The organism is Lysinibacillus sp. NPDC096382, assembly GCF_044762845.1.
GTDB lineage: Bacteria > Bacillota > Bacilli > Bacillales_A > Planococcaceae > Lysinibacillus.
Genome location: NZ_JBIWFC010000014.1, coordinates 15179 through 39607 on the forward strand (window position 1 = coordinate 15179; position 24429 = coordinate 39607).

Annotated in this window: 24 protein-coding genes; 7 read left to right on the forward strand and 17 right to left on the reverse strand. The window is 38.4% G+C overall.

Annotated features, from left to right (window positions below; genetic code table 11):
• The first annotated feature begins 29 nt into the window (after positions 1-29).
• Positions 30-677 carry a Yip1 family protein gene (locus ACIQZA_RS17670; protein WP_402883247.1) on the forward strand — a complete coding sequence of 216 codons (648 nt, stop codon included), beginning with the start codon at positions 30-32 and terminating at the stop codon, positions 675-677.
• Between the two features lie 42 nt (positions 678-719).
• On the opposite strand, the gene ACIQZA_RS17675 is transcribed toward ACIQZA_RS17670, so the two are convergent.
• From ACIQZA_RS17675 to ACIQZA_RS17695, 5 genes are all read right to left on the reverse strand, one after another.
• Positions 720-1922: an NAD(P)-dependent malic enzyme gene (locus ACIQZA_RS17675; protein ID WP_402883245.1), complete on the reverse strand. Its 1203-nt coding sequence runs from the start codon at positions 1920-1922 to the stop codon at positions 720-722.
• 422 nt (positions 1923-2344) lie between these two features.
• Positions 2345-3175: an MBL fold metallo-hydrolase gene (locus ACIQZA_RS17680; protein WP_402883243.1), complete on the reverse strand. Its 831-nt coding sequence runs from the start codon at positions 3173-3175 to the stop codon at positions 2345-2347.
• Positions 3176-3567: 392 nt separating this feature from the next.
• Complete coding sequence (locus tag ACIQZA_RS17685; RefSeq protein ID WP_400939261.1) at positions 3568-3696, reverse strand: hypothetical protein; 129 nt, start codon at positions 3694-3696, stop codon at positions 3568-3570.
• Between the two features lie 75 nt (positions 3697-3771).
• Positions 3772-4581, reverse strand: a complete 810-nt coding sequence (locus tag ACIQZA_RS17690) for a sulfurtransferase (RefSeq protein ID WP_400939264.1) — start codon at positions 4579-4581, stop codon at positions 3772-3774.
• A gap of 10 nt (positions 4582-4591) precedes the next feature.
• Positions 4592-8203: a dynamin family protein gene (locus ACIQZA_RS17695; protein ID WP_402883269.1), complete on the reverse strand. Its 3612-nt coding sequence runs from the start codon at positions 8201-8203 to the stop codon at positions 4592-4594.
• 856 nt (positions 8204-9059) lie between these two features.
• Here ACIQZA_RS17695 and ACIQZA_RS17700 point away from each other — a divergent pair.
• Both ACIQZA_RS17700 and ACIQZA_RS17705 read left to right on the forward strand, forming a co-directional pair.
• Positions 9060-9485 (forward strand): DUF4183 domain-containing protein, encoded by a 426-nt coding sequence (locus ACIQZA_RS17700; protein ID WP_400939267.1) that lies wholly within the window; start codon positions 9060-9062, stop codon positions 9483-9485.
• Positions 9486-9514: 29 nt separating this feature from the next.
• Complete coding sequence (locus tag ACIQZA_RS17705) at positions 9515-9835, forward strand: DUF4183 domain-containing protein (protein ID WP_142508263.1); 321 nt, start codon at positions 9515-9517, stop codon at positions 9833-9835.
• Positions 9836-10175: 340 nt separating this feature from the next.
• On the opposite strand, the gene ACIQZA_RS17710 is transcribed toward ACIQZA_RS17705, so the two are convergent.
• Positions 10176-10790, reverse strand: coding sequence for a pyroglutamyl-peptidase I (locus ACIQZA_RS17710; RefSeq protein WP_400939270.1), 615 nt, complete (start codon positions 10788-10790; stop codon positions 10176-10178).
• Positions 10791-11370: 580 nt separating this feature from the next.
• On the opposite strand from ACIQZA_RS17710, the gene ACIQZA_RS17715 reads away from it, so the two are divergent.
• From ACIQZA_RS17715 to ACIQZA_RS17730, 4 genes are all read left to right on the forward strand, one after another.
• Positions 11371-11826: a chemotaxis protein CheX gene (locus ACIQZA_RS17715; protein WP_142508472.1), complete on the forward strand. Its 456-nt coding sequence runs from the start codon at positions 11371-11373 to the stop codon at positions 11824-11826.
• 358 nt (positions 11827-12184) lie between these two features.
• Positions 12185-12307 carry a hypothetical protein gene (locus ACIQZA_RS17720; protein ID WP_255505077.1) on the forward strand — a complete coding sequence of 41 codons (123 nt, stop codon included), beginning with the start codon at positions 12185-12187 and terminating at the stop codon, positions 12305-12307.
• A gap of 283 nt (positions 12308-12590) precedes the next feature.
• Positions 12591-13085, forward strand: coding sequence for a cytochrome c oxidase subunit II (locus tag ACIQZA_RS17725; protein WP_132359007.1), 495 nt, complete (start codon positions 12591-12593; stop codon positions 13083-13085).
• Positions 13069-14730, forward strand: a complete 1662-nt coding sequence (locus ACIQZA_RS17730) for a b(o/a)3-type cytochrome-c oxidase subunit 1 (RefSeq protein ID WP_400939272.1) — start codon at positions 13069-13071, stop codon at positions 14728-14730. Before ACIQZA_RS17725 ends, ACIQZA_RS17730 begins: the two co-directional genes overlap by 17 nt.
• A 564-nt stretch (positions 14731-15294) precedes the next feature.
• On the opposite strand, the gene ACIQZA_RS17735 is transcribed toward ACIQZA_RS17730, so the two are convergent.
• From ACIQZA_RS17735 to ACIQZA_RS17785, 11 genes are all read right to left on the reverse strand, one after another.
• The gene (locus ACIQZA_RS17735) at positions 15295-16791 is read right to left on the reverse strand and encodes a carboxypeptidase M32 (RefSeq protein WP_400939274.1); all 1497 of its coding nucleotides are present in this window, start codon (positions 16789-16791) and stop codon (positions 15295-15297) included.
• Between the two features lie 217 nt (positions 16792-17008).
• Positions 17009-17458, reverse strand: coding sequence for a CcdC protein domain-containing protein (locus ACIQZA_RS17740; RefSeq protein WP_400939277.1), 450 nt, complete (start codon positions 17456-17458; stop codon positions 17009-17011).
• A gap of 500 nt (positions 17459-17958) precedes the next feature.
• Positions 17959-18954 (reverse strand): serine hydrolase domain-containing protein, encoded by a 996-nt coding sequence (locus ACIQZA_RS17745; RefSeq protein ID WP_400939280.1) that lies wholly within the window; start codon positions 18952-18954, stop codon positions 17959-17961.
• A 21-nt stretch (positions 18955-18975) separates the two neighbouring features.
• Positions 18976-19800 carry a MerR family transcriptional regulator gene (locus ACIQZA_RS17750; RefSeq protein WP_400939283.1) on the reverse strand — a complete coding sequence of 275 codons (825 nt, stop codon included), beginning with the start codon at positions 19798-19800 and terminating at the stop codon, positions 18976-18978.
• A 349-nt stretch (positions 19801-20149) separates the two neighbouring features.
• Positions 20150-21094, reverse strand: a complete 945-nt coding sequence (gene mdh / locus ACIQZA_RS17755; RefSeq protein ID WP_400939286.1) for a malate dehydrogenase — start codon at positions 21092-21094, stop codon at positions 20150-20152.
• Positions 21091-21453 (reverse strand): BMC domain-containing protein, encoded by a 363-nt coding sequence (locus ACIQZA_RS17760; RefSeq protein WP_142508272.1) that lies wholly within the window; start codon positions 21451-21453, stop codon positions 21091-21093. The genes mdh and ACIQZA_RS17760 overlap by 4 nt, the downstream gene beginning before the upstream one ends.
• Positions 21446-21730 carry a EutN/CcmL family microcompartment protein gene (locus tag ACIQZA_RS17765; protein ID WP_132359031.1) on the reverse strand — a complete coding sequence of 95 codons (285 nt, stop codon included), beginning with the start codon at positions 21728-21730 and terminating at the stop codon, positions 21446-21448. The genes ACIQZA_RS17760 and ACIQZA_RS17765 overlap by 8 nt, the downstream gene beginning before the upstream one ends.
• Before the next feature lie 33 nt (positions 21731-21763).
• Complete coding sequence (locus ACIQZA_RS17770; protein ID WP_402883234.1) at positions 21764-22630, reverse strand: phosphate propanoyltransferase; 867 nt, start codon at positions 22628-22630, stop codon at positions 21764-21766.
• A gap of 12 nt (positions 22631-22642) precedes the next feature.
• Entirely contained in the window at positions 22643-23233 is a 591-nt protein-coding gene (locus ACIQZA_RS17775; protein WP_402883231.1) for a phosphate propanoyltransferase, read from the reverse strand.
• 617 nt (positions 23234-23850) lie between these two features.
• Complete coding sequence (locus ACIQZA_RS17780; protein WP_402883229.1) at positions 23851-23976, reverse strand: hypothetical protein; 126 nt, start codon at positions 23974-23976, stop codon at positions 23851-23853.
• Positions 23977-24144: 168 nt separating this feature from the next.
• On the reverse strand, positions 24145-24423 hold the full coding sequence (locus tag ACIQZA_RS17785) for a BMC domain-containing protein (protein WP_053482447.1): 279 nt from the start codon (positions 24421-24423) through the stop codon (positions 24145-24147).
• Between the last annotated feature and the right edge of the window lie 6 nt (positions 24424-24429).

The following is a 24429-nucleotide window of genomic DNA, read 5'->3' on the forward strand; positions in this document are numbered from 1 at the left end:
ATTTATACTATTATTTTGGAGGTAATTTAATGGATGACTTTAATGAAAGATCACAAGAAAGGCTAAAGGTTAATCCATTTTTGTCTATTTGGTTGCATCCAAAGCAAACAACCCGTTACATGATAGAAGAAAAATCAATTGGTTTTGCTCTTCTTCTTTTGTCAATTGGTTATATTGGTGTTACACTTTCAAACCTTATTGATAAGATATCCGTGATAGACTTTTCTCCTTGCTTTATCTTACTATTTTGTGTTATTGCATCACCGATTTCAGGAATAATCGGTACGGGTTTTCTTGCACTAATCGCTTGGCTGTTCGGTAAACTTTTTAAAGGAACAGGTACGTACTCACACTTATTTAAAGGGTTAAGTTTAACTGCTATTCCATCTATAGTACTTATTCCTTTTTATTTAATTTGGTTATTTACATCACCTGAGTCTTTAATGGATCCTGACTTCGCCGGGCCTTACCCTTGGGTTTTTTGGATTGCAATTTTATTATCGATTGTGGTTGCAATTTGGAACCTCATTATTACAGTAGGAATTATTGCAGAAGCACACCAAATAACCAATTGGAGGGCCTTCTTTACTCTCTATATTCCAGGCATTCTTCTCATTGTCCTCATTATTCTGATGATTGTTCTCTTTGCAGTTATCGGCATTTTAGCCGGAACGTAAAAAATCTCCCCTCTCTCTATGAGAGGGGGAGATTTTTTCACGTTAAACAGAAAGCACTGTATTTTGTTGGAAAAGCTCCGACACACCAGACTCAACAGCTGCTCCACTTACAGCTTGGGAAACAATTTCAACAACCCGCTCATCTAATGATTTAGGTACAATATATTCCTCCGTTAATTCCTCATCACTTACAAGAGCGGCTATCGCTTCCACTGCAGCTATTTTCATAGCCTCATTAATATCTGTTGCTCGAACATCCAATGCCCCACGGAAAATACCAGGGAAAGCAAGCACATTGTTAATTTGATTTGGATAATCGGAACGTCCTGTCCCCATAATACGCACACCCCATGCTTTAGCATTTTCATACGTAATTTCAGGATTTGGATTTGCTAGTGCAAACACGACTGGATCATCATTCATTGAAGCAATATGTGTTTCTGTTAATAAATTAGCAACTGATACACCGATAAAGACATCAGCACCTTTAATGGCGTCTTCCAATGTTCCATGTATTTTTTCAGGATTTGTTAAATGGGCTACTGTTTCTTTAATTGGATTCATACCTTCAGCGCGACCTTCATAAATGAGACCTTTTGTATCGCACATAAAAATATTTTTATAGCCCATTTGCACAAGAATACGCAAAATAGCAATTCCGGCTGCTCCTGCACCATTAATGACGACCTTCATCGTTGCCACATCTTTTTTCACAATGCGATTGGCATTAACCATCCCTGCACCTACTACAATCGCCGTTCCATGCTGGTCATCATGGAACACAGGAATATCACATTCTTGGCGCAGACGATCTTCAATTTCAAAGCATCTTGGCGCCGAAATATCTTCTAAATTCACAGCACCAAAAGTAGGGGCAAGCGCCTTCACAATGCAGACGATTTCATCCGTATTTTTCGTATCTAAACAAATAGGAAAAGCATCAACATTGGCAAAACGCTTTAATAAAATAGCCTTCCCCTCCATTACTGGTAATGCTGCCTTCGGGCCAATATCCCCTAACCCTAATACCGCCGTACCATCTGAAACAACCGCTACCATATTACCTTTCATTGTATAGTCGTAAACAAGCGATGGATTTCTTTCAATCTCTATACAAGGCGCAGCTACCCCAGGCGAATACGCGAGACTTAAATCATATGAATCTTGCACAGGTACTTTCGAAATTATCTCTAATTTTCCACTATAATACTCGTGCATTTCTAAAGCCTTTTTCATAATATCCATTCAATCCCATCCTTTTCTTTTCAAATTATTATATATTCCAGAATCATAATACTTTGTGAAAGTAAAGTCAACGAATTTTCTGTCAATTTTAATTTTCCTTCGAAATAGCGCTATTTATTATTAACTTCGATCATTTATTGCTTTGTTATTAAGTTCACAATCAATTATTTTAATATAACACTTACATCAATTGGCTTTATACAAAATGTACAAATACCGCCACTAAACCTGTTCAACTTTTCACATAGTATTTTTCTTGTGTAAATGAGAAATTTTTCACAAACTAATGTAAGCGTATCCATTATTCCATCTGGTTCCGTCACATTTTCTTCACATTTTTTCACAAAGTTTTTTATTATGCATCCTCAAGTATTCTTTTTTACTTTCTGAATCCCTCGACTTCAAAGCACAAAAAAGAGCCCTTATTTTAAGGACTCTTGCGCAAACTTATTTATAAAAGCAGTGATAATATGCTTGGAAGACCACTGTTCTTCCGATACTTTGGTAATCGGATAATCACGAGAAAAGATTGATTTTGTTATTTCTTCTACCGAATAACCTTTATCAAATAATTGCCTTATATTGCCCTCCATTTCTTCTAAATAAGTAATTTTTTCTTGTATTTTCGCTCGACCATCCGCTAAAAAGCCCGCATGACAGCAATAAACTTCTTCGAAATCATAGTTTAATATTTTCTTCAATGACGCCAAGGTATGTACGATATTTTCTTCATCAAGGACAACCTTAGTTTTCGTCTGAATATACAAATCACCTGTAAACATAGCACCTGATTCTCGATTGTAAAATGATACATGATCTGTCGTATGCCCTGGTGTTTCGATAACATCCCATGTAGCTGATTTCGTTTGTAATGTATTTCCTAGCGGTTGGGCAATAAACGCAGGTCGCTCCCCCCATAATGCCTGTCGATAAAAAGGATATTCACCATCCTTTGTACAAAGACTTACCGAATCACGGTGAACATAGATAGGAATACCCTTATGTTGCTGAATCCATGCTGCATTTCCTGAGTGATCCTCATGAGAATGAGTGAGCGCCAATTGTTCAATCGGTATTTCGTTAAAAAAGGATTGAAACTCCTGTGAAAGTGAATATGAGCCTGTATCAATTAGTAAACCATCCACAAAAAAACTATAAACACTCATTGCTATCCCCTGAACTGCCACTTTACCGTGAGCACATTGCACATCGCGATCTTGTTGAATCTCTATACTTTTCTCTCGTTTAATCATCCTTTTCCCCCCTTTGTAAAAAGAGTGTAGCATAAAATGAATAACCAGTCATTTTATGAATACATCACAACTCGCATCGTTATTTATTGTTTCATAATTACTCGCTCTGACGGGGCTATCCATCATTTTGACGATTCTATCCATGATTTGGGCGGGGCTATCCACGACTTTGGATTTCTATCCGTCGCTTCGGCTTTTCTTTCCGTCGCTCTGACGGGGCTATCCACGATTGGGCGGGGCTATCCAGCATTTCAACGATTCTATCCACGATTTGGGCGGGGCTATCCAGCATTTTGACGATTCTATCCACGATTTGGGCGGGGCTATCCAGCATTTTGATGATTCTATCCACGATTTGGGCAGGGTTATCCACGACTTTGGATTTCTATCCGTCACCTTGGCTCTTCTTTCCATCGCTCTTGCCTTTCTATCGTCACCTCGGCTCTTCTTCCCGCCGCTCTTGCCTTTCTTACCGTCGCGTCGGCTTTTCTATCCGTCACACTTGCCTTTCGTTCCGTCACTTCGCCCTTACTCCCCTTTCCACTCCAATAAAAGGAAAAAACGCCCACCAAAGTGAGCATTTTTTCCTCAATCATTTATTCATTAGTTCCTTTTTCTACATCATATTGTGTAATCCAGTCACTAAAGCTACCTACATACAGTTGAATATTTTCATAACCTTCATCTGCTAGTACTGCATACAATGGCGATGCTGTAACACCGCTGCCACAATACACAACAACGTGCTCGTCTTGAGAAACCTTGCTGCGTAACTCATCATTCGCTTGTAGACGACCATCTGACTTTAATTGTTCCCAGTCAAAGTTTTTCGCCGTTGGTATATGCCCAGCTACCATATCAAGTGGCTCTATGTCACCACGGTAGCGAGCTGCGGCACGTGCATCAAGCAACGTCGCTTCGACTTCTCTATCGACTATGGCTTTAACTGCTTCACGCGGAGCATACAGTTCATCTCGCCAAACAAATTCAATCGTAGATGGTGGGTATTTTATAATGTCTTTTGTAAAAGATATTTTTTCCTCGAGTGCAGGTGCACCACCATTCACAATCACTACATTTGGAAAGCCCGCATATGTCAGCATCCACCAGGCACGTGGTGCAAATGGTGCGGCGCCTTGATCGTAAATGACAATTTGATCTTCATAATTTAATCCTAATCCTTGAAATAATGCCAATAGCTTTTCTTTATTTGGCATAGGATGGCGGCCATTGATAGACCCCATATCTGATAGATCCTGCTCTAGATCGATATAAATCGCTCCTGGTGCGTGTCCCTCTTCAAATAGTTTATTCCCTGCCTCTTTGTTTTGTAAATCAAAGCGAGCATCTACGAAACGGACTCCATCTAACTGAATTTCCTCAACTGATTTGAATACTTTTCCCAAACGAATCACCTCATGCGTATTGTAATTGTTCGTAAATAGCTTTCCAAGAAGCTAAACGACTTTCTTCCTGAAGTGCAAGTCTTTCTGTTGCAATTTGTTCAAGTGCCTGATGGTAAATATGCAGACGTAATTGCTCTGCTTCCTCAGCAATATTGGTAATAGCCCATGTCATAAGGGATACTTTCTGTGAATCTAAATAGTTTTGCGCATCTGGTTTTGTTAATACTTCAAGCGCCTCACTTAGCTTAACTTTTTCATTCTTCTCAAAGAATGCCTTTTGATTTCTGAAGTGTGATTTAACACCCGAATATTTCGCGATATCTGTAAATGGTCCTTCAAAATCAAGTAAATCTGGCTCGGAAGATTCAAACGCTAGGAACGAGAAGCTACGGTTTAATTCTTTCAGCTCACGTACTTCATCTTTAAAGCGTAATTGCATCTTCTTACTAATAAACTGTGATAAACGGAAGTTTGTGACACGCATTTCTTGTGTAAAGTCAAAGCGTAAACTTTGCATTACTTCTTTTAAAGCATGCTCTAATGCTTGCTGAGCTGGCATTGCTGCAAATGTTGAAGGATTGTAGCCTTCCTTAAAGAACTCTGGGTAACGATAATACACACGCTGAAGAACATAATATAATAATTCATCAAGTTCTTGCTTCGTTTCACTTTCTAACATACTTGTATTAAGTGAATTAAACTTCGATGTTATATGCTGTTCAAGAGTTGTTAATTCCTCTAAACGTTCATCCTTACGCTTTAAGTTCTCTTCAGTCTGCGTAATTAAGTCACCTAAACGTTGCTCCGTTTTATCAACTTCCTCTGCAAGTGCCTGAACAGCCAATGCACTTAATTCATCATTTAGGAATGTGTGGAAGGCATCTTCGAAAGGTGGCATACCTGATGTTAAATCTGCACCCTCTACTTTTTCCTTCAATGCCAATAAGCTTGACACACCGTAAAGTCGAGGGAAGCGAATGCCAAAGCGTTGTAGCTCTGAACGTACATAGCCTTTGACATCTTCCTGCTCTTCTTCTGTTGTCGCTAAATCAATCGCATTGACGATAAAGAACATCTTATCAAGTTCGAAGGCATCCTTCACACGCCCTAGCTGAATTAAAAACTCACGGTCAGCTTTAGCAAAAGCATGATTATAATAAGTAATAAACAAGATTGCATCAGCATTACGAATATATTCAAATGCAACTCCTGTATGACGCGCATTAATAGAATCTGCTCCTGGTGTGTCAACAAGTGTCACACCCATGCGTGTTAACGGACTATCATAATAGAAATCAATATTATCGACAAAGCATGATTTATTTTCCTGCGCAACAAATTTTTCGAACTCTTCACGGTTAACACGTAATACTTTTCCAAGCTCAGACTTAAATGTTGGAAATCCTTCTTTATATGCACGAATAAATGATTTATGCACATTTAAGCGTTCGTCCGATAGCTGTACCGCAAGTCCTTCATCTGCACGATTAAATGCCTCTTCTAAAGAAGAAACTGATAAACCAACTGCTGCATATGAAGCTTGAATATCCTCTAGCATTTGGTCAGCTGTTTTTAACAGTACATCTGCTGTTTCATGCGGATGCTCTGGTGTTACAGGGCGAATTTTATTAATAGCCGCTGTAGTTGGGTTTGGTGATACTGGTAAAACTTTAGCACCCATTAACGCATTAGAGAAGGAAGATTTCCCTGCACTAAATGCACCGAAAAGCGCGATTGTGAAATCTTTTTTCTGTAATCGTTCTACTTTATTTTCTAAGTAAGTTGCTACTTCCGCAAAGCCTTGTACATCCTTTACCGAGTTTGCCGTATGAAGTGCACGCTTAACTACACCTTCAATAGGTAGGCTTGTTGCACTTACTGCTTGCTGTGCCTCTTCCTGTTGTAACGCTTCCTCTTTTGGCTTTAACATTGATTCATCAAACAATCGAATATCCGCTAAATCTTGCTTAAAGGCTTGATCCCAATTTGTAAGCTGTTGATTTGCAAGCTGACGTATTTCATTGCTTGCCTGATGCATAATACTCGCACTATATTGTTGATACCCCTCGATTTCAAGCACTGCCTGAATAGCATCAACTTTCGCTTGCATCCCAGCCATTTTTAATTTAGATGGTGCTGCTGTTTCAGTAGCCACTGCTTCTAAAGTTGTCGCTTGTGCATCCTTCCAATTATCTGTGTCCTGGATGAAGTAGCGTTTTGTTGCCTCTGCTACACGGTTTGCGAAGTTTAGAACTGCATCTCCAGTTAATAGAGCACCAACTTGTACCTGCTGCTCAATAAGGGAGAAAGGTAATTCAAAGGCGTAGGCATCAATAGCGGTAGCACGTTCTTCATTTAATGCACTAACATCCTTTAACACCTGTTTCATTAGCCCTTTTAAATGTCCAGTAATCTGTGCATGCACAACATTTTGATAGGCACTATAGGCATCCTCTTTGCGGCGGTTACGCTCTTCCTCTGTTTTTTTCTTAGCAGTAAATAAACCTCCTACTTTGAAACCATCTTGCTGACTCTCTAAATATAGACGTAATTTATCGCGTAAATCAGCCGGCATAATGGCAGCATTCGCAAGAAGTTCTTTACGCTGGTCCTCGAACGTTTCATTCCAGGCCTCAATCGAAAACAATTCAACTTGACGATTTAGCTTATTGTACTGCTCTAAAATATCTTTATGGTTTGCCCAGTCATCGGCACTTAATACATCTTCATCGATGTCTAAACGATCTTCTCTTTCTTCTGTTAAATAAGTGTCATGTTCACTTTGTAATAAACGCAGTGTATTTGATGCTGTCTGTACAAGTTGATCCTGCCAATCATTCATACTATCCATAACAATTTTTTTAACAGCTTTAAAATCGTTATAAGGGTGCCCAGGCTCTCTTAATGAAGTGAAAAATACACCCTTAGGAACTACTCCCCAAGCTGCAAAGGAATTGTGAACAGTTGCTTTAAATTCCTCAAAGCTTAATTCATTTTCATTATGCTTATCAATCATGTTTACGATTAAATAAACGTTTGGATTGTACTTCATTAATTGCTTTGTAAATTGAAAATTCATTTCTGATTGCACATGATTGTAGTCCATTGTATAAAATACGATATCAGCAATATGAAGGGCTGACTCTGTTGACATACGGTGTGCATCATCTGTCGAGTCGACACCTGGCGTATCCATAACTGTGACGCCTAATGGTAATGTCGATGTACTATGACCAATTTCAATTTGAGACACTAGGTCCCCATTTTTACTAAGCTCTTTCACTGTTTTAAAATCATAACCCGCTTCAAATTTTACAGGTTTTTCATTGTGCATATAGACAATCGCAAAGTCTTCATCTGATTTATGGACTTTGACGATATTGGCACTCGTTGGAATAGGACTTGACGCAAGTAAATCTTCACCTGATAGCGCGTTAATCATACTAGACTTACCAGCAGAGAAATGGCCAGCAAAGCCGATAACATATTCTTTTTGCTGTATTTTACGCGCAAAAAGTGATGTCTTATCCATACGCTCTGTATCACCATTATGCTGATAAATTATGTATTGTAACGAAGCTTGCTTTAATAGCGCCTCCAACTGTTGTTCAAAATCATTCATAAAACCAGTAACCCCTTTATTCATATTAATCAATTTCACCTTGGCGTAATTGCCGCTGTCGCGCCGATCAACAATGCGTCCGGATTTTGAAGTGTTGAGCACAGTTCACTCCTTTAAAAATCTATGACATCCGCCGGAAGCTTTAGGCCAACAAATGTTTTTTGTGCGAAAGCGAAGCAGCAGCAACACGATGTTGGTCACTCAGTCGTTGCCACAGGACGTGGCGTTCTTAGACTGAGTTCCTCTATTTCAGTAATGTTTGGAAAGAAACTATATCCGCATTCATCTTACCACTTCAGAGGTGGTATTTTTCTGAATGAAGATAGTCATAAATAGTATTCTACCTTATTCGACAAGCAAAGTATAACACTAATTTACTTTAAAAAGCATATATATAAAGGTTTCAGACGCCATATTCATCCATATCGTCCTGTTTAATCAAAAGAATGCACTATTCAGGCTCACTATCAAAACGTGTGGTTGATTTCCGTTCCGACTGGGCGCTTTGTTGCTGACGCTTCGCTTTCGCACAGGTAATACATTGTTGCTGTCGCTTCGCCTTCGCGCAGAACAAAGCTTCTTGGGGGGCGTCCGATGAGCCGCTTCGCTCCAGGGTCTCTAACAAATGGTATCTTCAATTTATGATAGTAGGCCATTATTTTTTTATAAAACTACTAATTATTCCAAATGGTTGCACAACTAAGTAAATAATAATTTTCTCCATATTTTAAGGTAAGGAAAATTAAGTTTTAAAAAGGGGTATTATGCGATTGCAATACTAAAATTTCCAAATACAGTGGAAATTTTAACCACAAAACGAAATGAGGGACAAACAATTAAATGAGGTGATAAAAAAATGGTGAATTATAGGGATCACGGTAAGATCGAGCAAAAATGTAAATGTGGGTGTGAAGATCGGTTTATTTGGCCTCGAATAAAAGCTAGTACCATTCTTTCGGTAGACCCTCCCCCGGTTATTAAACCTAATGGAAATATCATTCCAACAGTAAATAGATATTTCTTTATTGCTACATCAGATATTCATTTAACGAATGGGGTGACTCTACCTGCTAGCCAATTTTGGGATGATGATGGAAACCCAGTAACTGAATTTAAGATTTTTAATCCGAATGGCTACGTTAATCTTTTTATCAATGCCGTAATGCAGGAAGGTGGAATTTATACTATAATCCCAACCTCGTTAACCTTAAGTCCAGATAATTCAACAATATATAAAGGAACTCCAATCATTATAGAATCATTAGGATTTTCTACAATGTAAGAAACAAACCTGAAAGGGGGTGAAAATAAGTGGCACTTTCTATTATTAATATTCATGTCAATGTTACAAGTACTTCGACTAGATTTTTCAATGTTTTAGCTACACCTTTAACGATCTCAGATGGTACAACGGTTGCCGCTACTACCTTTTTAAATGATAGCGGTTCTGCTGCAACTACTTTCCCAATCGTAACAAACGGGTACTATAATTTATATATAAACGGGGTGCTTCAGGAGGGTGGTTCCTATTCTGTTTCTGCAACCGAATTAACATTCCAAACTGTTACAGGCACTTTACCAGCAGGAACACCAATTATTGTTGAGGCTGTTGAATTAGTGACTACACTTTAATCATCTTAGGGAAATTGGGTAGAGAAGGAAATATATGTTGTTATACGAATCTATCCAATAATATGCTTCATCTATAAAAAAATAAACTTCATATAATAAAAATAATGGATGCCTTAAAAAATTTAAGAGCATCCATTATTTTTATTTTCCATTTGACATTTAAGCTCATATTTTTTTCATAATCCAGTGCACCCCGTGTTACACAGTGTTTGCAACTGAAATTTTATTTTTCTTTTGCTATACTGACATGACATCACTTCATTTGATGTTAGAATACTTTGACATGTACAAGCCTATTTGAATCAATGCATTTGATTGAAATCGACTCACAAATAGGAAATTAATTATTTGTTGCACGAATTGTCTCCTCGATACAGAGCCTAATGGACGTTATTAAATCTTGAATATTCCATCCCGGGATTTTTCCATGCTGAATCGCCAAATCAAATGACGCAGGAATATGAATAAATCCAGCGCGGACTCCTTTATGTTGCTTTGCGTAAACTAGCCCTTCATACATAATATTGTTGCATAAATAGGTACCCGCCGTATTTGATATTTCCGCTGGATACCCCTCTTTGCATAATCGATTCACCATATTTCTAATAGGTAAATTCGTTATATACGCGTCTTCACCGCCATCATAAATGCTTTCATCTGCTGGTGTATAACCATTATTATCCGCTTCGCCATCTTTAATATTAATCGCTATTCGCTCAGGTGTTATTTTAAAACGTCCTCCAGCTAAACCTAATGAAATAATGATTTCTGGCTTTATCTCAGCAATATATTGTTTCAGCTGCTGAGCAGATTGCTGAAAATCTACTGACAAAATGCGTCCTATAATTTCATAGCCATCCATCATTTCTCCATGTAAGTTTTCTACAATTTGCATTGTTGGATTAATTTTATACTCAAGAAATGGTACAAACCCTGTTAACAATATTTTTGTCATGTTTTCTTCACCTTAATTTCTATAGGACGTCGCTTGATTGCCCATCCTTTTTATTATTTTTATTTACTGGTCCGAATTCTGTAACCGAAATAACAACTGAATCCATCAATGACCCACATTGCACTGATATACTAATTTTTTTAATTCTACAAAAAAATGACTCCCATTTACAATATATTTCAGAAAAAACAAACAACTACCCTCTTTTTATTACAACAAAAGTATGAAAGATCAATAAAAAAAGCATGATCTCAAAATTACTTAGACCATGCTCTAGCTATATAAAAATTGTCTTTATTGATACCCTCTTATTTCAAATGTGCAGTCGCCTGTTTCATAACGTGTTTTCCCACTCCAATATAGATAACCACTGCCGCTCCAATAAATACGAATGTCATCGCTAACCGCTCCTTTTAATATAAATATTTGTATTCGAAAAGACTTAACGTCCACTTATTGATTTTGAAAATCATTCTCATTAATATAATATAAATTTCCCACTAATTCGTCAAGACATACTTTCATCTTACCCATTTAACATGGTAAGATGTAGAAAAGTCGGAAAAAGGATGCGGTAATGATGAGTAATTCGAAGTACTTTCAAACTATTTTAAACGGGACAATTCACGCTTTAAAATCGATCCTTCCTATGGATATAGAGGTGAAAACACCTAGTATTATTTCTGAACCATTTCAACAACAGCAAATGGGTGTTTTAATCGGTTTAATAGGAGATTTAAAGGGCCGTGTAATCATTGATTCCTCTCCTGAAATTTTTAGTGGTATCGGCAATATAATGTTTGGTATGCCTCTTGAAGGAGAAATGTTGGAATCCTTTACAGGGGAATTCGGAAATATGATTGCAGGAAATTTATGCACTACTGTAGGACAAGAAAGCTTAGAAATTGATATCACACCGCCAACAGTGATGGTTGGCAACACAAAGTTATACGGCTTTGAAAAGGCATTTATACTCCCTGTCACAATTCCAAGTGTTGGTCCGCTGACAGTTCTTTTAACAATTGAAGGAGAATAGAGTACTAGAATATCGAACTATTCCAAATGATATATCCTATGCCAATTCATTAAACATTTATGAACACACTTTGTCATTCTCAATAATTAACAGAGGATGCCCCATTAGGCTTAAGTCCAAAATACAATTAGTAAAATTTCTTGAAAATAAAGATATTTTAATAACAATTCCTCTAATTCTAACCAATAAGTGGCTATCTCAATGACTATTGAGGTGGCTATTTTTTATTCTACCCTCAATTTTTCACATTTTTTTCACACATTTCGCCAATATATGTGATTTTTTTCACATCTAAAAGAAATTTATTTATATATCATGGCAATAAGAAAGACACAAAAAAAGCGTAGGAGGAGCAAAAATGGCAAATAAAAAAAAGTCAGATGAAAATTTAAAAGGTTCACTCTATGCGGTATTTGGAGTAGGAATCATCATTATCTTGCTTTGGGTGTACTGCTTCGATTTGTTCATCAATCGTTTTTAACTTCTTTCAGCAATTGTTTTTTGTAGCAAAAGCGAAGCGACAGGTACAAAAGTCTCCACCTCTATAAGTGGTGGATGAATGCGGATTTAAGCTACTTTTCTGCGAGTATTCAAACGCCCGCTGAAAGAAGTTAAAGCCTCTGGCGGATGTCACGCAATCGGAAAAGAGTTCTTTGTGCAAGCACAAAGCCGATTTCAGAAGCATTGTTTATTTGCGCGAAAGCGTAGCGACAGCGGCAATTATGCCGAGGCATAATGATTCTACTAAGAAAGGACAGAGACATATGCACTTACATAAGTATGAAAAATATTGGCTTGTGTTTGGAGTTACTACTTTAGTAGCATTCCTTATCATTCTAGGCATCGGTGCATTCCATCAAGGCTCACATCCGAACAATGGTAAAAAAACACTAGATTATGAGAAAGTAAGAGAATTTGCACCCTTCGATAACCCGGGTGTACATAAAGTAGAAGGTAAAGATTGGGATTACGAAGTAGTTGTTTTAGCATCAGCATTTAACTACAATCCTCCAGAAATTGAAGTGCCACTTGGAGCTAAAGTGAAATTTATTGCAACGAGTGCAGATGTAATGCACGGTTTTGAAGTTGCAGGTACAAATATTAATATGATGCTTGAACCAGGTTACATTTCTGAATATGTAACTACAGTAAATAAAGAAGGAGAGTTTTTAATCGTATGTAATGAATATTGTGGTACAGGACATACGATGATGCACTCTATGCTAAAGGTGGTGAAGCCAAATGAGTCTCAACAATAATTTGACAAAAGTGGATCGTCGTGATGCGAAGCTAGCGATGGCACATATTTATGTGGCATTCATCGCATTGTTATTAGGGGGTCTTGCTGGTTTATTACAAGTTTTCGTTCGTTCTGGTCAATTTACATTACCAGCAGGCATTGGTTACTATCAAGTTTTAACCGTACATGGTGTTTTACTCGGTCTTATTTTAACAACATTCTTTATTTTTGGTTTCCAAATTGCTAGTGTTAGCCGTACGTCAGGGACTTTTTCAGACGGTCAACGTCGCCTTGGCTGGATCGGCTTCTGGTTAATGACTATCGGTACAGCAGCTGCTGCAACAATGGTTCTACTTAATGAGGCATCTGTTTTATATACGTTCTATGCTCCATTGAAAGCTCACTGGATATTCTATTTTGGCCTTACATTAGTCGTTGTTGGTTCTTGGGTTGGCGGCGCGGGTCAAATATTACGCTATGCACAGTGGCGCAAAGAAAACAAAGGAAGTGGACAACGAAGCCCATTACTATCATTTATGGTTGTTGTTAATAATTTAATGTGGTTTGTAGCAACTCTAGGTGTAGCTGCTTCTGTTCTATTCCAGTTACTACCATGGTCCTTAGGCTTTGTTGAACGTGTCGACATAGCACTATCCCGTACATTATTTTGGTATTTTGGTCATGCGCTTGTGTATTTCTGGTTATTACCAGCATACATGGTTTGGTATGTCATTATTCCGAAGGTTATTGGCGGAAAAATTTTCTCTGATTCTTTAGCAAGACTATCATTTATGCTATTTTTAATTTTCTCTGTACCAGTTGGGATTCATCACCAATTAACAGAGCCTGGTATTGCTAGCACATGGAAATTCATACAAGTTGTATTAACGTTTGCCGTAATCGTACCATCCTTAATGACTGCCTTTTCGATGTTTGCAATGTTTGAACTACGTGGTCGCGAATTAGGTGGTAAAGGTCTTTTCGGCTGGCTCAAAAAGTTACCATGGAAAGATGCTCGTTTCTTCGTGCCATTTATCGGTATGCTAGCGTTTATTCCTGGTGGCGCTGGCGGTATCATCAATGCTTCTTACCAAATGAACCAATTAATCCATAATACTATTTGGGTTACAGGGCATTTCCATTTAACAATTGCAACAACAGCCGTTTTAACTTATTTCGGTGCAGCATTTTGGTTAATTCCATATTTAACAGGTCGTACATTGACTAAATCTTTAAACAATCTTGGTAATTTTGCCGCTATTTTATGGGCTACTGGTATGACAATTATGTCTTCCGCTATGCATATCGCTGGGCTGATCGGTGCACCTCGTCGATCTGATTACTCTGAGTATGGCGGTGCTCAACAAGCTTATGATTGGATTCCTTATCAAATCGCTCAAGCTGTTGGTGGTACGATTCTATTCATCGCTATCTTAATCATCCTTTATATTGTGGTGAAATTAGCATGGTTTGCACCAAAAGGCGAAGAGGAATTCCCAGTTGGTGAAGTACATGAAAACGGTGGTACTACTCCAGCTATCTTAGAGAACTTTAAAGTATGGCTTGTTATTTTAGTAGCATTAATTTTATTTGCTTATACTATTCCAATTATCGATATTATTTCTAATTCCCCTCCTGGTTCTAAAGGCTATAAACTTTGGTAACAATGTTTTGCATCTTCATAAAAAAAGCGATTTCTCTAGCTGAGAAATCGCTTTTTACTTTGCTGAAAAAATGTAATTTAGGTATTAATTAAAGTAAAGCTTCTATGCAAAACAAGGGGTTGATTTCAGTTCCGGCTGGGCGCTTTGTTGCTGTCGCTTCGCTTTCGCACAGATAAAACATTTGTAGCTGACGCTTCGCTTTCTCACAGAGCAAAGCTTCCTGGGGGCGTCCGATGAGCCGCTTCACTCGCGAAGCTCGCTCCAGGGTCTTATCTGTGACGCAGATCCCCAAGAGTCGTTAGCCTCCACTTCAATCAACCAATTCACATTGCATATTTTTTATGTACGAAACGGAGCGGCAGTAACAAGATGTGTTTTTATGCCAAAGCGAATCAGGAAAATACTTAAACGGAGGAAGTTGCACAACTCCCTCCCCCAGGTGAGCGAGTAACTTAGATCCACCCTCATCGAAAACGCCACAACATACAAAGTAATTTCCTTGACCATTACCTTTTCAACATTATGAAAAGCGATTTCTCTGTAGTGGAGAAAACGCTTTGTCCTTTAGAGCTGATACAGCTTCGTATACTTTTCTTGTAAATAGTTTGCTAAATATTTGGCGTTTAAGCCTTCCCCTGTTGCCTCTTGTAACAATTCAAACGGCTTCTTCAACGCGCCGTATTGATGGACTTTGTCTGTTAACCACTCTCGAATTGGTAGGAGCTCTCCCTTTACTAACAGCTCATCAAAGTTTGGATGATCTTTATCCATTGCATGCTTCCATTGTGCAGCGTAAATCATTCCTAAAGCATAGGATGGGAAATAGCCAAACATGCCCCCTGACCAGTGCATATCTTGTAGTACCCCTTTTGCATCTGTTTCAGGACGAATGCCTAAATATTCTTCGTATTTATCATTCCATACTTGTGGAAGATCTTTCGCTTGAAGATCGCCGTTGAATAAATCACGTTCAATTTCATAGCGAATCATAATATGTAGTGGATACGTTAACTCATCTGCTTCAATGCGAATAAACGATGGCTCCACCATATTAATTGCTCGTAGGAATTCCGCTAATGCTACATCACCAAATTGCTCAGGTGAATACTTTTGAAGTCGCTCGTAGTTATGCTCCCAGAACTTTTCGTTCCTACCAACAAAATTTTCATAAAATAAAGATTGGGACTCATGTATTCCCATAGATGTACCTGTTGCTAACGGTAAACCATCAAGCTTCACATCAATATTTTGCTCGTACATGGCATGTCCACACTCATGGATAGTTCCAAAAATTGCTGAGCGGAAATCATTTTCATCATATTTCGTTGTAATACGATTATCTCCATGATTTATGCCTATCATAAATGGATGCACACTTTCGTCTAAGCGCCCTGCATCAAAATCATAGCCAAGTTGTGCTAACATTTCTAATGATAATGCACGCTGAGATTCACGAGGGAAATGCTTAAATAATAGGCTTGTATCTGGTTTCTTAGGTGAAGCTGCAATTTTTTGCACAAGAGAAACAATTGTTTCACGTAAGTCACTAAAAACTTGATCTAAAACATCAGTCGTCATATCAGGTTCATATAAATCTAGTAATGTATTGTACGGAGAACCGTTTTTAATACCCCAATATTGAATGAATTTCTTCTGCCAGCTTATAATTTCCTCTAGATAAGGTAGGAACAAAGCAAAATTATTAGCTTCCTTTGCTTCTTCCCATGCTGTTTCCGCTTTAGATTGTAAAATTACAAATTTCTTATATTCATCAGCCGGAATTTTTTTATTTTGATCATACTCTTTACGTACTTCCTCAACTAAACGCAGTGTAACATAATCAAGATCTGCCTTTTGCCCCTCTAGATCCGTTAGTAATTGCCCTAACTCTTCACTAGTTTGCATGTCAAATAAGGAGGCAGATAATGTTCCAACTACCTCTGAACGCTGAGCTAATCCCTTCTTAGGTGCACCCGTGCGCATATCCCAATAAATCACACTTAATGCTTCTCCGTAGTGCTTCATTTTTTTTACATAGTCAGTAAATTGTTGTACGGTCATGCTAACATCCTCCTTTTCACGCTACTAGTTTATCATATTTTCGAAAATTTTGTATATTATGGACTTTATAGTATTTTTTATAGGAATAGTAACTGTTCACAATTTTATTTCTACAAAACTATTCCATTGCGAATAGCATATACAACCGCTCTCGTTCGATCCACTGCACCAATTTTTTGTAAAATGCGAAAAGAAACGTTTTAAAATCCATATTTTTTTATCCAGTAAGTTGTTTGTATCTCATATAAATAATAAACCGACGAGCACATACACTACCAAGCGGTATAAACATAAGAGCATTCGTTAATGATATTACAGCATGCTCTTTTCCCCATTTTGCTGCAAGTAGACGCAAAAGAAGAATTCCTAGAAATACAATAACTCCAGCGACGGAGCTTTGTGTAGTTACGATTCCTCTTTCATGATTAACACGGATTTTTTCTAATTTTCCTCTCCAAATCCCGATACCTATGCCAATTGTTAAACAAATGAAGTACAAGATATAGCTTATCGGTGTTAATTTATCTGAACTTAAAATAGAAGTACACGTTAGCCCAATTAACAAAATCGGTATTATCCACATTCTAGTTGGTCTAACTTTTTTCTCCCTTAACATAAGAAGAATCATGACTATAAAGACAACCAAGTAGCTACTCATTTCACTCATTTCTTTCCTCTCTTTCTTTAATAAATTTTTAGTAAAAGTAGAATATCAATTATAGCTCGGCATAATTGCGTCCGGAATCGGCAGAAGGCTTTTGGCCAATACGAAGTTGGTCACGCAGTCATTGCCACAGGACGTGGCGTATTTAGACTGAGTTCCTCTATTTCAGCGGATGTTTGAACACCCGCTCCAAAAGTGACTTAAAACCGCATTCTTCTTTACCATCAATAGAGGTGGTAGACTTCTTTAGCTGTCACTTTGTTTTCGCTATAGAAAATAATTGCTGAAAGAAGTTAAAGAAAATAAAAAAAGTCCATTTTTTAGATTAATTTTTTTCCTGATAAATGACTTTGTTCCTCAAAATAAAACCTCCCCGTTAGGAATGTAAAAGACTTTCGCCACCTTTTCATTTCTACTCGGAGAGGATCAACTAATTGTAAGATTTGTATAAGTAGATGTTATTTTGATAACTCATATATCTACTTTTATGTACAATAGAAAAATTATAATACTGCTGGGATTATATACTCTTTTATTAATGGCCATCTATCTCGTGGATTCATGATGAATTCTGAACTAATTGCTACAATCATATTCATGTTTGGTATACAACAAATCATATTGCCCCCATCCCCTATTGCTGAAAAGGTAGAAAGTCCATCTTCTTGCCGTAGCCACCATAAATAACCGTAATTGTTATGGTTCATCTCCGTTGATTTACGAATCCATGCCTCAGAGAGAATCCTTTTATAATCCCAAATACCATTGTTTAAATAAAGGTAGCCAAATCGTGCCATATCACGTGTAGTTAATGTTAGCCCCCATCCACCTGTCGAATGACCGTTTGGATCATGGACCCACCCCTTAACGTTTTTTCCGAATAAATCATCAAACTCATATGCGTTCATTTGATAGTCAGGAATTTCTTTCATGCCAAGCGGTGTAAACAAATGTTCATTAGAAAACGCTCGTGCACTCTTGCCTGTACTTTCAGTAAGAATAGCTGACAATAAATGTGCTCCAGCTGTGGAGTATTTAAACGCGCCTAAATCCCCATTTTCACCTATTATATCAAGTGTATATTTTATCCAATCCTGCTGTTGACATAGAATATCTAGCGGTTCATGCCAATCCTCATATGGATATGGTACTGTCATCGTGAGAAGATGTCGTATAGTAATCTCCTGTTTCTGCTTATTAGCACCAGCAATATATTTAGGGAAAAAATCTAACACCTTTTCTTCAACGCTTTTAATATATCCTTTATCGATAGCGATGCCTATAAGTGCAGATAGTACACTTTTCGTTACAGATGCTACATGTTGACAATCATCAGGACTTTTCCCATTAAAATATTTTTCATATGCTAAATTACCATTTCTAATGATAACAATACCATTTATATTGTTATAATCACTTTTTATCGTGTGCTCTAGCTTGGAAAGCTTTTCATTGTTCAATTCAGGCTTTACCGTGTGCCAATTTATTGTTGTTTGCATAGGAACCTCCAAATGGTTTTGTCATTTTTTCTTGACAGGAAAATATACCTCAGTAATATAATCCTCAGAAGAGTTTGCTTGATTTGGATCTGTTACATATATTTCATATGGCGGCATTATCAATTCATAACCCTCGTCTTCAATCCACTTCATCAAATTAGCATAGACAGATGTTAATTCAGGATATGCTCCCTTTAAAACGGATTTAGCACAGAGACTACCAGGCAAATCTCTCGTTCCTTTAACAGACTCAGCTATTGGAATAGCGAACTCAGTATCATTACCAGTAGGGTTAAATTCAGGGCTGTGGTAAATCGTCATCGGCTTACCGAGTAAAGTAAGCTGCTCCGTCGCAATCTTTTCATATAGCTTGCTAAAATAGTTACCGTATCCTGATGAATAGTCATCACTGCTCATTACTAGACGCTTAAAAAGAATATTTTTTGGCTTCGTTTCAACTAGCTGTACCTCGATATCGTCAAGGTACGACATGATTGGCATCCCCTTTTCTAAGTTTGCAATATCATGACTTAGTTGTTTTACAAGATATTCAAAAGCCTTTAGTTTTTCTTGCATCTCATTTCTTTTATGGTTAAGCGCAGAAAAAAGCATTTCTTCGGATTGATCCTCTTCCAATTCCAACATTGCTTTAATTTCTTCAAGAGAAAAATGATAGGATTTTAAACGGTTGATATAGAGCATCCTTTTTAGTTGTTCGATGGAATAATACCTATAACCGCTTTCAGCATTAATCTCATCTGGGTTAATTAATCCAATTTCAGCGTAATATCGAAGTGTTTTTGTCGAGACACCACATATTTTTGAGAATTCTCCTATTGATAACACAAAACCACCTCATTTATTAATTTGTTACTTGCTACAATTCATACACCTTCCCCTTAGGGCAAAGTCAATTACTTTCATTATTCCCATATGAACTACATTACGTGTGTTCCGGTGGCTCCAAGCCGTTTTTCAGCAGGTGTGTCCAAACATTCACCCTATCTTAAATTACTCAATTTGAGCTGTATATACCAAAGAAGCTCTCCTCATCATTTTCATGATCAAGGAGAGCTTCTTACTTTTATATAAATAAGGGGAAATTTTACTAGCTTTTAAATGCCTTGTTCGGTTTCCAATCAAACATTTTTAAGCGTTAAATTTTATAACAATATATAGTTGGGGATCCTACATATTAAATGTTTTGACAAATTGTTAATACTTGTTTGACGGCTTCTGCCGATTGATGGAGCGCCGCTTTTTCTTCATTCGTCAGATGTAATTCAATAACTGACTCAATGCCATTGCCTCCTAATATTGTCGGCACTCCTAAAAATAATTCGTGGTAACCATATTCTCCTTCTAAAAGGGCGATAGAAGGAATTATTTTACGTTGATCTTTCATGATGATTTCGACCATCTGTGCACATGCAGCAGCTGGTGCATAATAAGCACTACCATTGCCTAACAAACCAACAATTTCCCCGCCACCTTTACGTGTACGTTCTACGATTAGTTGCAGTCTGTCTTGAGGGATCAATTTTTCTAAAGGGATCCCTCCAGCATAGGAATATCGAATTAAAGGGACCATTTCGTCGCCATGTCCACCTAAGACGAATCCTGATACATCCTCCGGTGCAATTTGCAATTCTTGTGCCACAAAGGTATTAAAACGTGCCGTATCTAACACACCTGATTGACCAATGATACGATTTTTCGGAAAGCCTGTTTCCTTATAGCAAACATAGGTCATGGCATCGACTGGATTGCTTAATATAAGGATTATGCTGTTTGGAGCATAATGTTTTATTTGTCTAGATACTTGTTGAATAATTTTTGCATTCGTCGTCACTAAATCATCTCGGCTCATGCCTGGTTTACGAGGAATACCAGCTGTAATAATGACAATATTTGCTCCAGCAATATCCTCATAATTGCTCGTTCCTTTAATAGAAACATTAAATTTTTCTATTGGTCCTGTTTGTAATAAATCTAGCGCCTTTCCTTTTGTCGGATTCTCCGCTTCTGGAATATCTAACAGGACAACATCTCCTAGCTCTTTTTGTGCCAAAAATAAGCTTAAAGTTGCACCCGTATGACCAGCACCGATTACAGCAATTTTACTTTTTCGAAATGTCATTTTTCATCACCTCGATTGTCAGCGGCTGCTGTTTCCGTCGTTTTTTTAACACGTGTTGCTGCTGGTGCAGATTTTTTCTTTGGTGCTTCCGGTCCTTTAACCATCTGAAAAACATCTTCATCAGGTCTCGGAATTACGTGAGCGCCTAATAGTTCTCCAACGCGCTTAGCTGCCTCTTTCCCAGCATCTACAGCTGCTTGAACTGAACCAACATCACCTTTAACTACTACAGTAACGATGCCACCGTCAACAAATTCTTGTTTGACGATGGTTACATCTGCCGCCTTTATCATCGCGTCTGCTGCCTCATAAGAACCAACTAATCCTTTCGTCTCAATCATTCCTATTGCGCTACCCATTTTCCTCACCTCGCATCACTTCCGTGGAATCAATAATACCTATAACGACCGCATCGATAGGCAATGGATTTTCTTTCATAATATATCGGGATGATCCACCACTTGTAATGAGCACATCATCTCCGATTCCTGCCCCGATACGGTCTGCTGCTACAATTTCTGTTCGAATCGGCTGTTGATTAGAATCGATTGGTTGAATAATTAATAATTTTAAGCCATTCAACCCTTCTTCTTTACGTGTTGCCCATACACTACCGATAACTCTGCCCATTTGCATGAACTTCACCTCTTTATCCCGTATGGACTATTGTTAGTCAGAGCGAATTGTTAACGTCTTATTCAGCTCTCGTATTTTGTCATACGCCAATGCCGTCACAATGGTTTTCTTAGGAACAACAATTTCCAGTGCTTCTATTTCAAGCACTTCTACTTGCGAAAGCAGTTTCTTATCAAATAGATAGCTTAACGGTTTTTCAGCTTGACTGACGATTGGCGGAAGTTCTTTGACGTTCATTTTTTCCTTAGCTTGAGCATTGACAATTTCTGCAAATGTACCCCGTTGGATTAAACCTGCATTTGCCTCATCAGTATCGATATGCATCTCCAATCGATAACGCTCTGAAACGCGAATCATTACATTTGATAAAATAATAGGTCTTATACCTTCTATTTTTATTTGTACCGATTGTCCGTCCACTACTTGGAACTGAGCACTGTCAGTCGGTGACATATGAATATGTGCTTGTGCTATAATGAGTCCCTCATTAAGCACGACACTGCCCTTTGGACCAATTAGTGTAACGGGGCTAGAGCCATTAATATCTCCTGATACCCTTAATGGTGGCTTAACCCCTAATTTCATCGCGTCTGTCCAACTAATTTCTACTTGAGATAATGAACGAGCTGGACCTAAAATGCGTACTCGTTCAATGGATCCCTTCTGACCAGCAATAACAACAGTTTCCTCAGCAGCAAACTGTCCTGGTTGTGAAAGCTCAAACTTAGGTGTTAATTGATAGTTTTCACCAAAAAGCTGCTCCACTTCCGTTTGAGCAAGATGTACATGTCGCGCTGAAACACCGACAGGGATTTTTCCGTCATGATGAGAGGAAGGCTGATTCTTTAAAACTTGCTGTAACACTTCTTCAACAATTTTTTGGATTAAATTTTCCTGCATCTAACCTCCTCCTTATGTCAATGATCTGATAATTCTTCCTTGGGCTTGCTGTTCAATAAAGCCAGCATTTGCTTCATCTGTATCGATATGCATCTCTAGACTAAAATCGTTTGATACACGAACTACAACCCCACGAAATGTCACAGGTCGCTCACTATCAACTTCAACAGATACTAATTCATTATTTTGTACGTCCAATACTAACGCATCTTCTTCCGTCATATGAATATGTGCCTGTGCAATAATGACCCCCTGCTTGATGATTATTTCTTGTTCTTGATTAATTAATTTGATGCTAGCTGAACTTTCGATATCACCAGATTGTCTCAAAGGAGGGGTTAATCCTAATTTCATTGCATCTGTTCGACTAATTTCCACCTGTGTCGCCGCTCTTACTGGACCTAATACACGAACATTGTGAAAAACACCTTTTGGTCCCTCAATAGAGACACGCTCTTTAGCTGCAAACTGCCCTGGCTGCGAAAGATCAAAATCCTTCGTTAGCGTCGCATTTGGACCAAAAAGTACCTGCAAATCTTCTTCACTGACATGTATATGACGAGCTGAAATGGCCACAGGAAATGTTTTTGTCGCTGTATTCAAGTTAGCCACCTCTATATCTATTTCACTATATTATTATAGGAAATGAAGCAGGATGAAGCGCAACGCAATGTGTAACATCCTGCCCTTTCCGTCGCTTCTGCTCTTCTTTCCGTCGCTTTGACTTCTTTCCGTCACTCGTGGATTCTTTCCGTCGCTTCGATCTTTCTTTCCGTCACTTCGGCTCTTCTTTCCGTCGCTTTGACTTCTTTCCGTCACTCGTGGATTCTTTCAATCACTCCGAGGATTCTTTCCGTCGCTTCAGCTCTTCTTTCCGTCGTTTTGACTTCCTTCCGTCACCCCGAGGATTCTTTCCGTCGCTTCGATCTTTCTTTCCGTCGCTTTGACTTCTTTCCGTCGCTTTGACTTCTTTCCGTCACTCGAGGATTCTTTCCATCACTCCGAGGATTCTTTCCGTCGCTTCGGTCTTTTTTTCCGTCGCTTCGGCTCTTCTTTCCGTCACTTCGACTCATCTTTCCGTCGCTTTGACTTCCTTCCGTCACTCGAGGATTCTTTCCGTCGCTTCGATCTTTCTTTCCGTCACTTCGGCTCTTCTTTCCGTCGCTTTGACTCCTTTCCGTCACTTCGGCTCTTCTTTCCGTCGCTTTGACTTCTTTCCGTCACTTCGGCTCTTCTTTCCGTCGCTCGAGGATTCTTTCCATCACTCCGAGGATTCTTTCCGCCGCTTCGGTCTTTCTTTCCGGCGCTTCAGCTCTTCTTTCCGTCGCTTCGGCTCTTCTTTCCATCGCTTTGACTTCCTTCCGTCACTCCGAGGATTCTTTCCGTCGCTTCAGCTCTTCTTTCCGTCGCTTTGACTTCCTTCCGTCACTCCGAGGATTCTTTCCGTCGCTTCAGCTCTTCTTTCCGTCACTTCGACCCTTCTTTCCGTCGCCCTTGTCCGGACTGAAATAAAATTAAGCCTCTGCTTTTGGTAAAATTAATTCTAATTCATGGTGTGGGCGTGGGATTACATGAACTGATAGAAGTTCTCCAACACGTTGGGCCGCTGCTGCACCTGCATCAGTAGCTGCTTTTACTGCGCCTACATCACCACGAACTAATACAGTGACAATACCGCCACCAACATGTACTTTTCCTACTAAATTAACACTAGCAGCCTTCACCATTGCATCTGCTGCTTCAATTGCTCCTACTAAACCTTTTGTTTCTACCATTCCTAATGCTGTACTCATTTGTCA

What these genes read in the sequence shown, in the direction of transcription:
- ACIQZA_RS17715 (WP_142508472.1), top strand. Translation starts at nt 11,371, where the DNA reads ATGAGTAATTCGAAGTACTTTCAAACTATTTTAAACGGGACAATTCAC.
- ACIQZA_RS17680 (WP_402883243.1), bottom strand. Translation starts at nt 3,175, where the DNA reads ATGATTAAACGAGAGAAAAGTATAGAGATTCAACAAGATCGCGATGTG.
- ACIQZA_RS17725 (WP_132359007.1), top strand. Translation starts at nt 12,591, where the DNA reads ATGCACTTACATAAGTATGAAAAATATTGGCTTGTGTTTGGAGTTACT.
- ACIQZA_RS17780 (WP_402883229.1), bottom strand. Translation starts at nt 23,976, where the DNA reads ATGGAAAGAAGAGCCGAAGCGACGGAAAGAAGAGCTGAAGCGCCGGAA.
- ACIQZA_RS17735 (WP_400939274.1), bottom strand. Translation starts at nt 16,791, where the DNA reads ATGACCGTACAACAATTTACTGACTATGTAAAAAAAATGAAGCACTAC.
- ACIQZA_RS17695 (WP_402883269.1), bottom strand. Translation starts at nt 8,203, where the DNA reads ATGAATGATTTTGAACAACAGTTGGAGGCGCTATTAAAGCAAGCTTCG.
- ACIQZA_RS17740 (WP_400939277.1), bottom strand. Translation starts at nt 17,458, where the DNA reads ATGAGTGAAATGAGTAGCTACTTGGTTGTCTTTATAGTCATGATTCTT.
- mdh (WP_400939286.1), bottom strand. Translation starts at nt 21,094, where the DNA reads ATGACATTTCGAAAAAGTAAAATTGCTGTAATCGGTGCTGGTCATACG.
- ACIQZA_RS17710 (WP_400939270.1), bottom strand. Translation starts at nt 10,790, where the DNA reads ATGACAAAAATATTGTTAACAGGGTTTGTACCATTTCTTGAGTATAAA.
- ACIQZA_RS17760 (WP_142508272.1), bottom strand. Translation starts at nt 21,453, where the DNA reads ATGGGTAGCGCAATAGGAATGATTGAGACGAAAGGATTAGTTGGTTCT.
- ACIQZA_RS17700 (WP_400939267.1), top strand. Translation starts at nt 9,060, where the DNA reads ATGGTGAATTATAGGGATCACGGTAAGATCGAGCAAAAATGTAAATGT.
- ACIQZA_RS17675 (WP_402883245.1), bottom strand. Translation starts at nt 1,922, where the DNA reads ATGGATATTATGAAAAAGGCTTTAGAAATGCACGAGTATTATAGTGGA.
- ACIQZA_RS17785 (WP_053482447.1), bottom strand. Translation starts at nt 24,423, where the DNA reads ATGAGTACAGCATTAGGAATGGTAGAAACAAAAGGTTTAGTAGGAGCA.
- ACIQZA_RS17745 (WP_400939280.1), bottom strand. Translation starts at nt 18,954, where the DNA reads ATGCAAACAACAATAAATTGGCACACGGTAAAGCCTGAATTGAACAAT.
- ACIQZA_RS17770 (WP_402883234.1), bottom strand. Translation starts at nt 22,630, where the DNA reads ATGCAGGAAAATTTAATCCAAAAAATTGTTGAAGAAGTGTTACAGCAA.
- ACIQZA_RS17670 (WP_402883247.1), top strand. Translation starts at nt 30, where the DNA reads ATGGATGACTTTAATGAAAGATCACAAGAAAGGCTAAAGGTTAATCCA.
- ACIQZA_RS17765 (WP_132359031.1), bottom strand. Translation starts at nt 21,730, where the DNA reads ATGCAAATGGGCAGAGTTATCGGTAGTGTATGGGCAACACGTAAAGAA.
- ACIQZA_RS17730 (WP_400939272.1), top strand. Translation starts at nt 13,069, where the DNA reads ATGAGTCTCAACAATAATTTGACAAAAGTGGATCGTCGTGATGCGAAG.
- ACIQZA_RS17720 (WP_255505077.1), top strand. Translation starts at nt 12,185, where the DNA reads ATGGCAAATAAAAAAAAGTCAGATGAAAATTTAAAAGGTTCACTCTAT.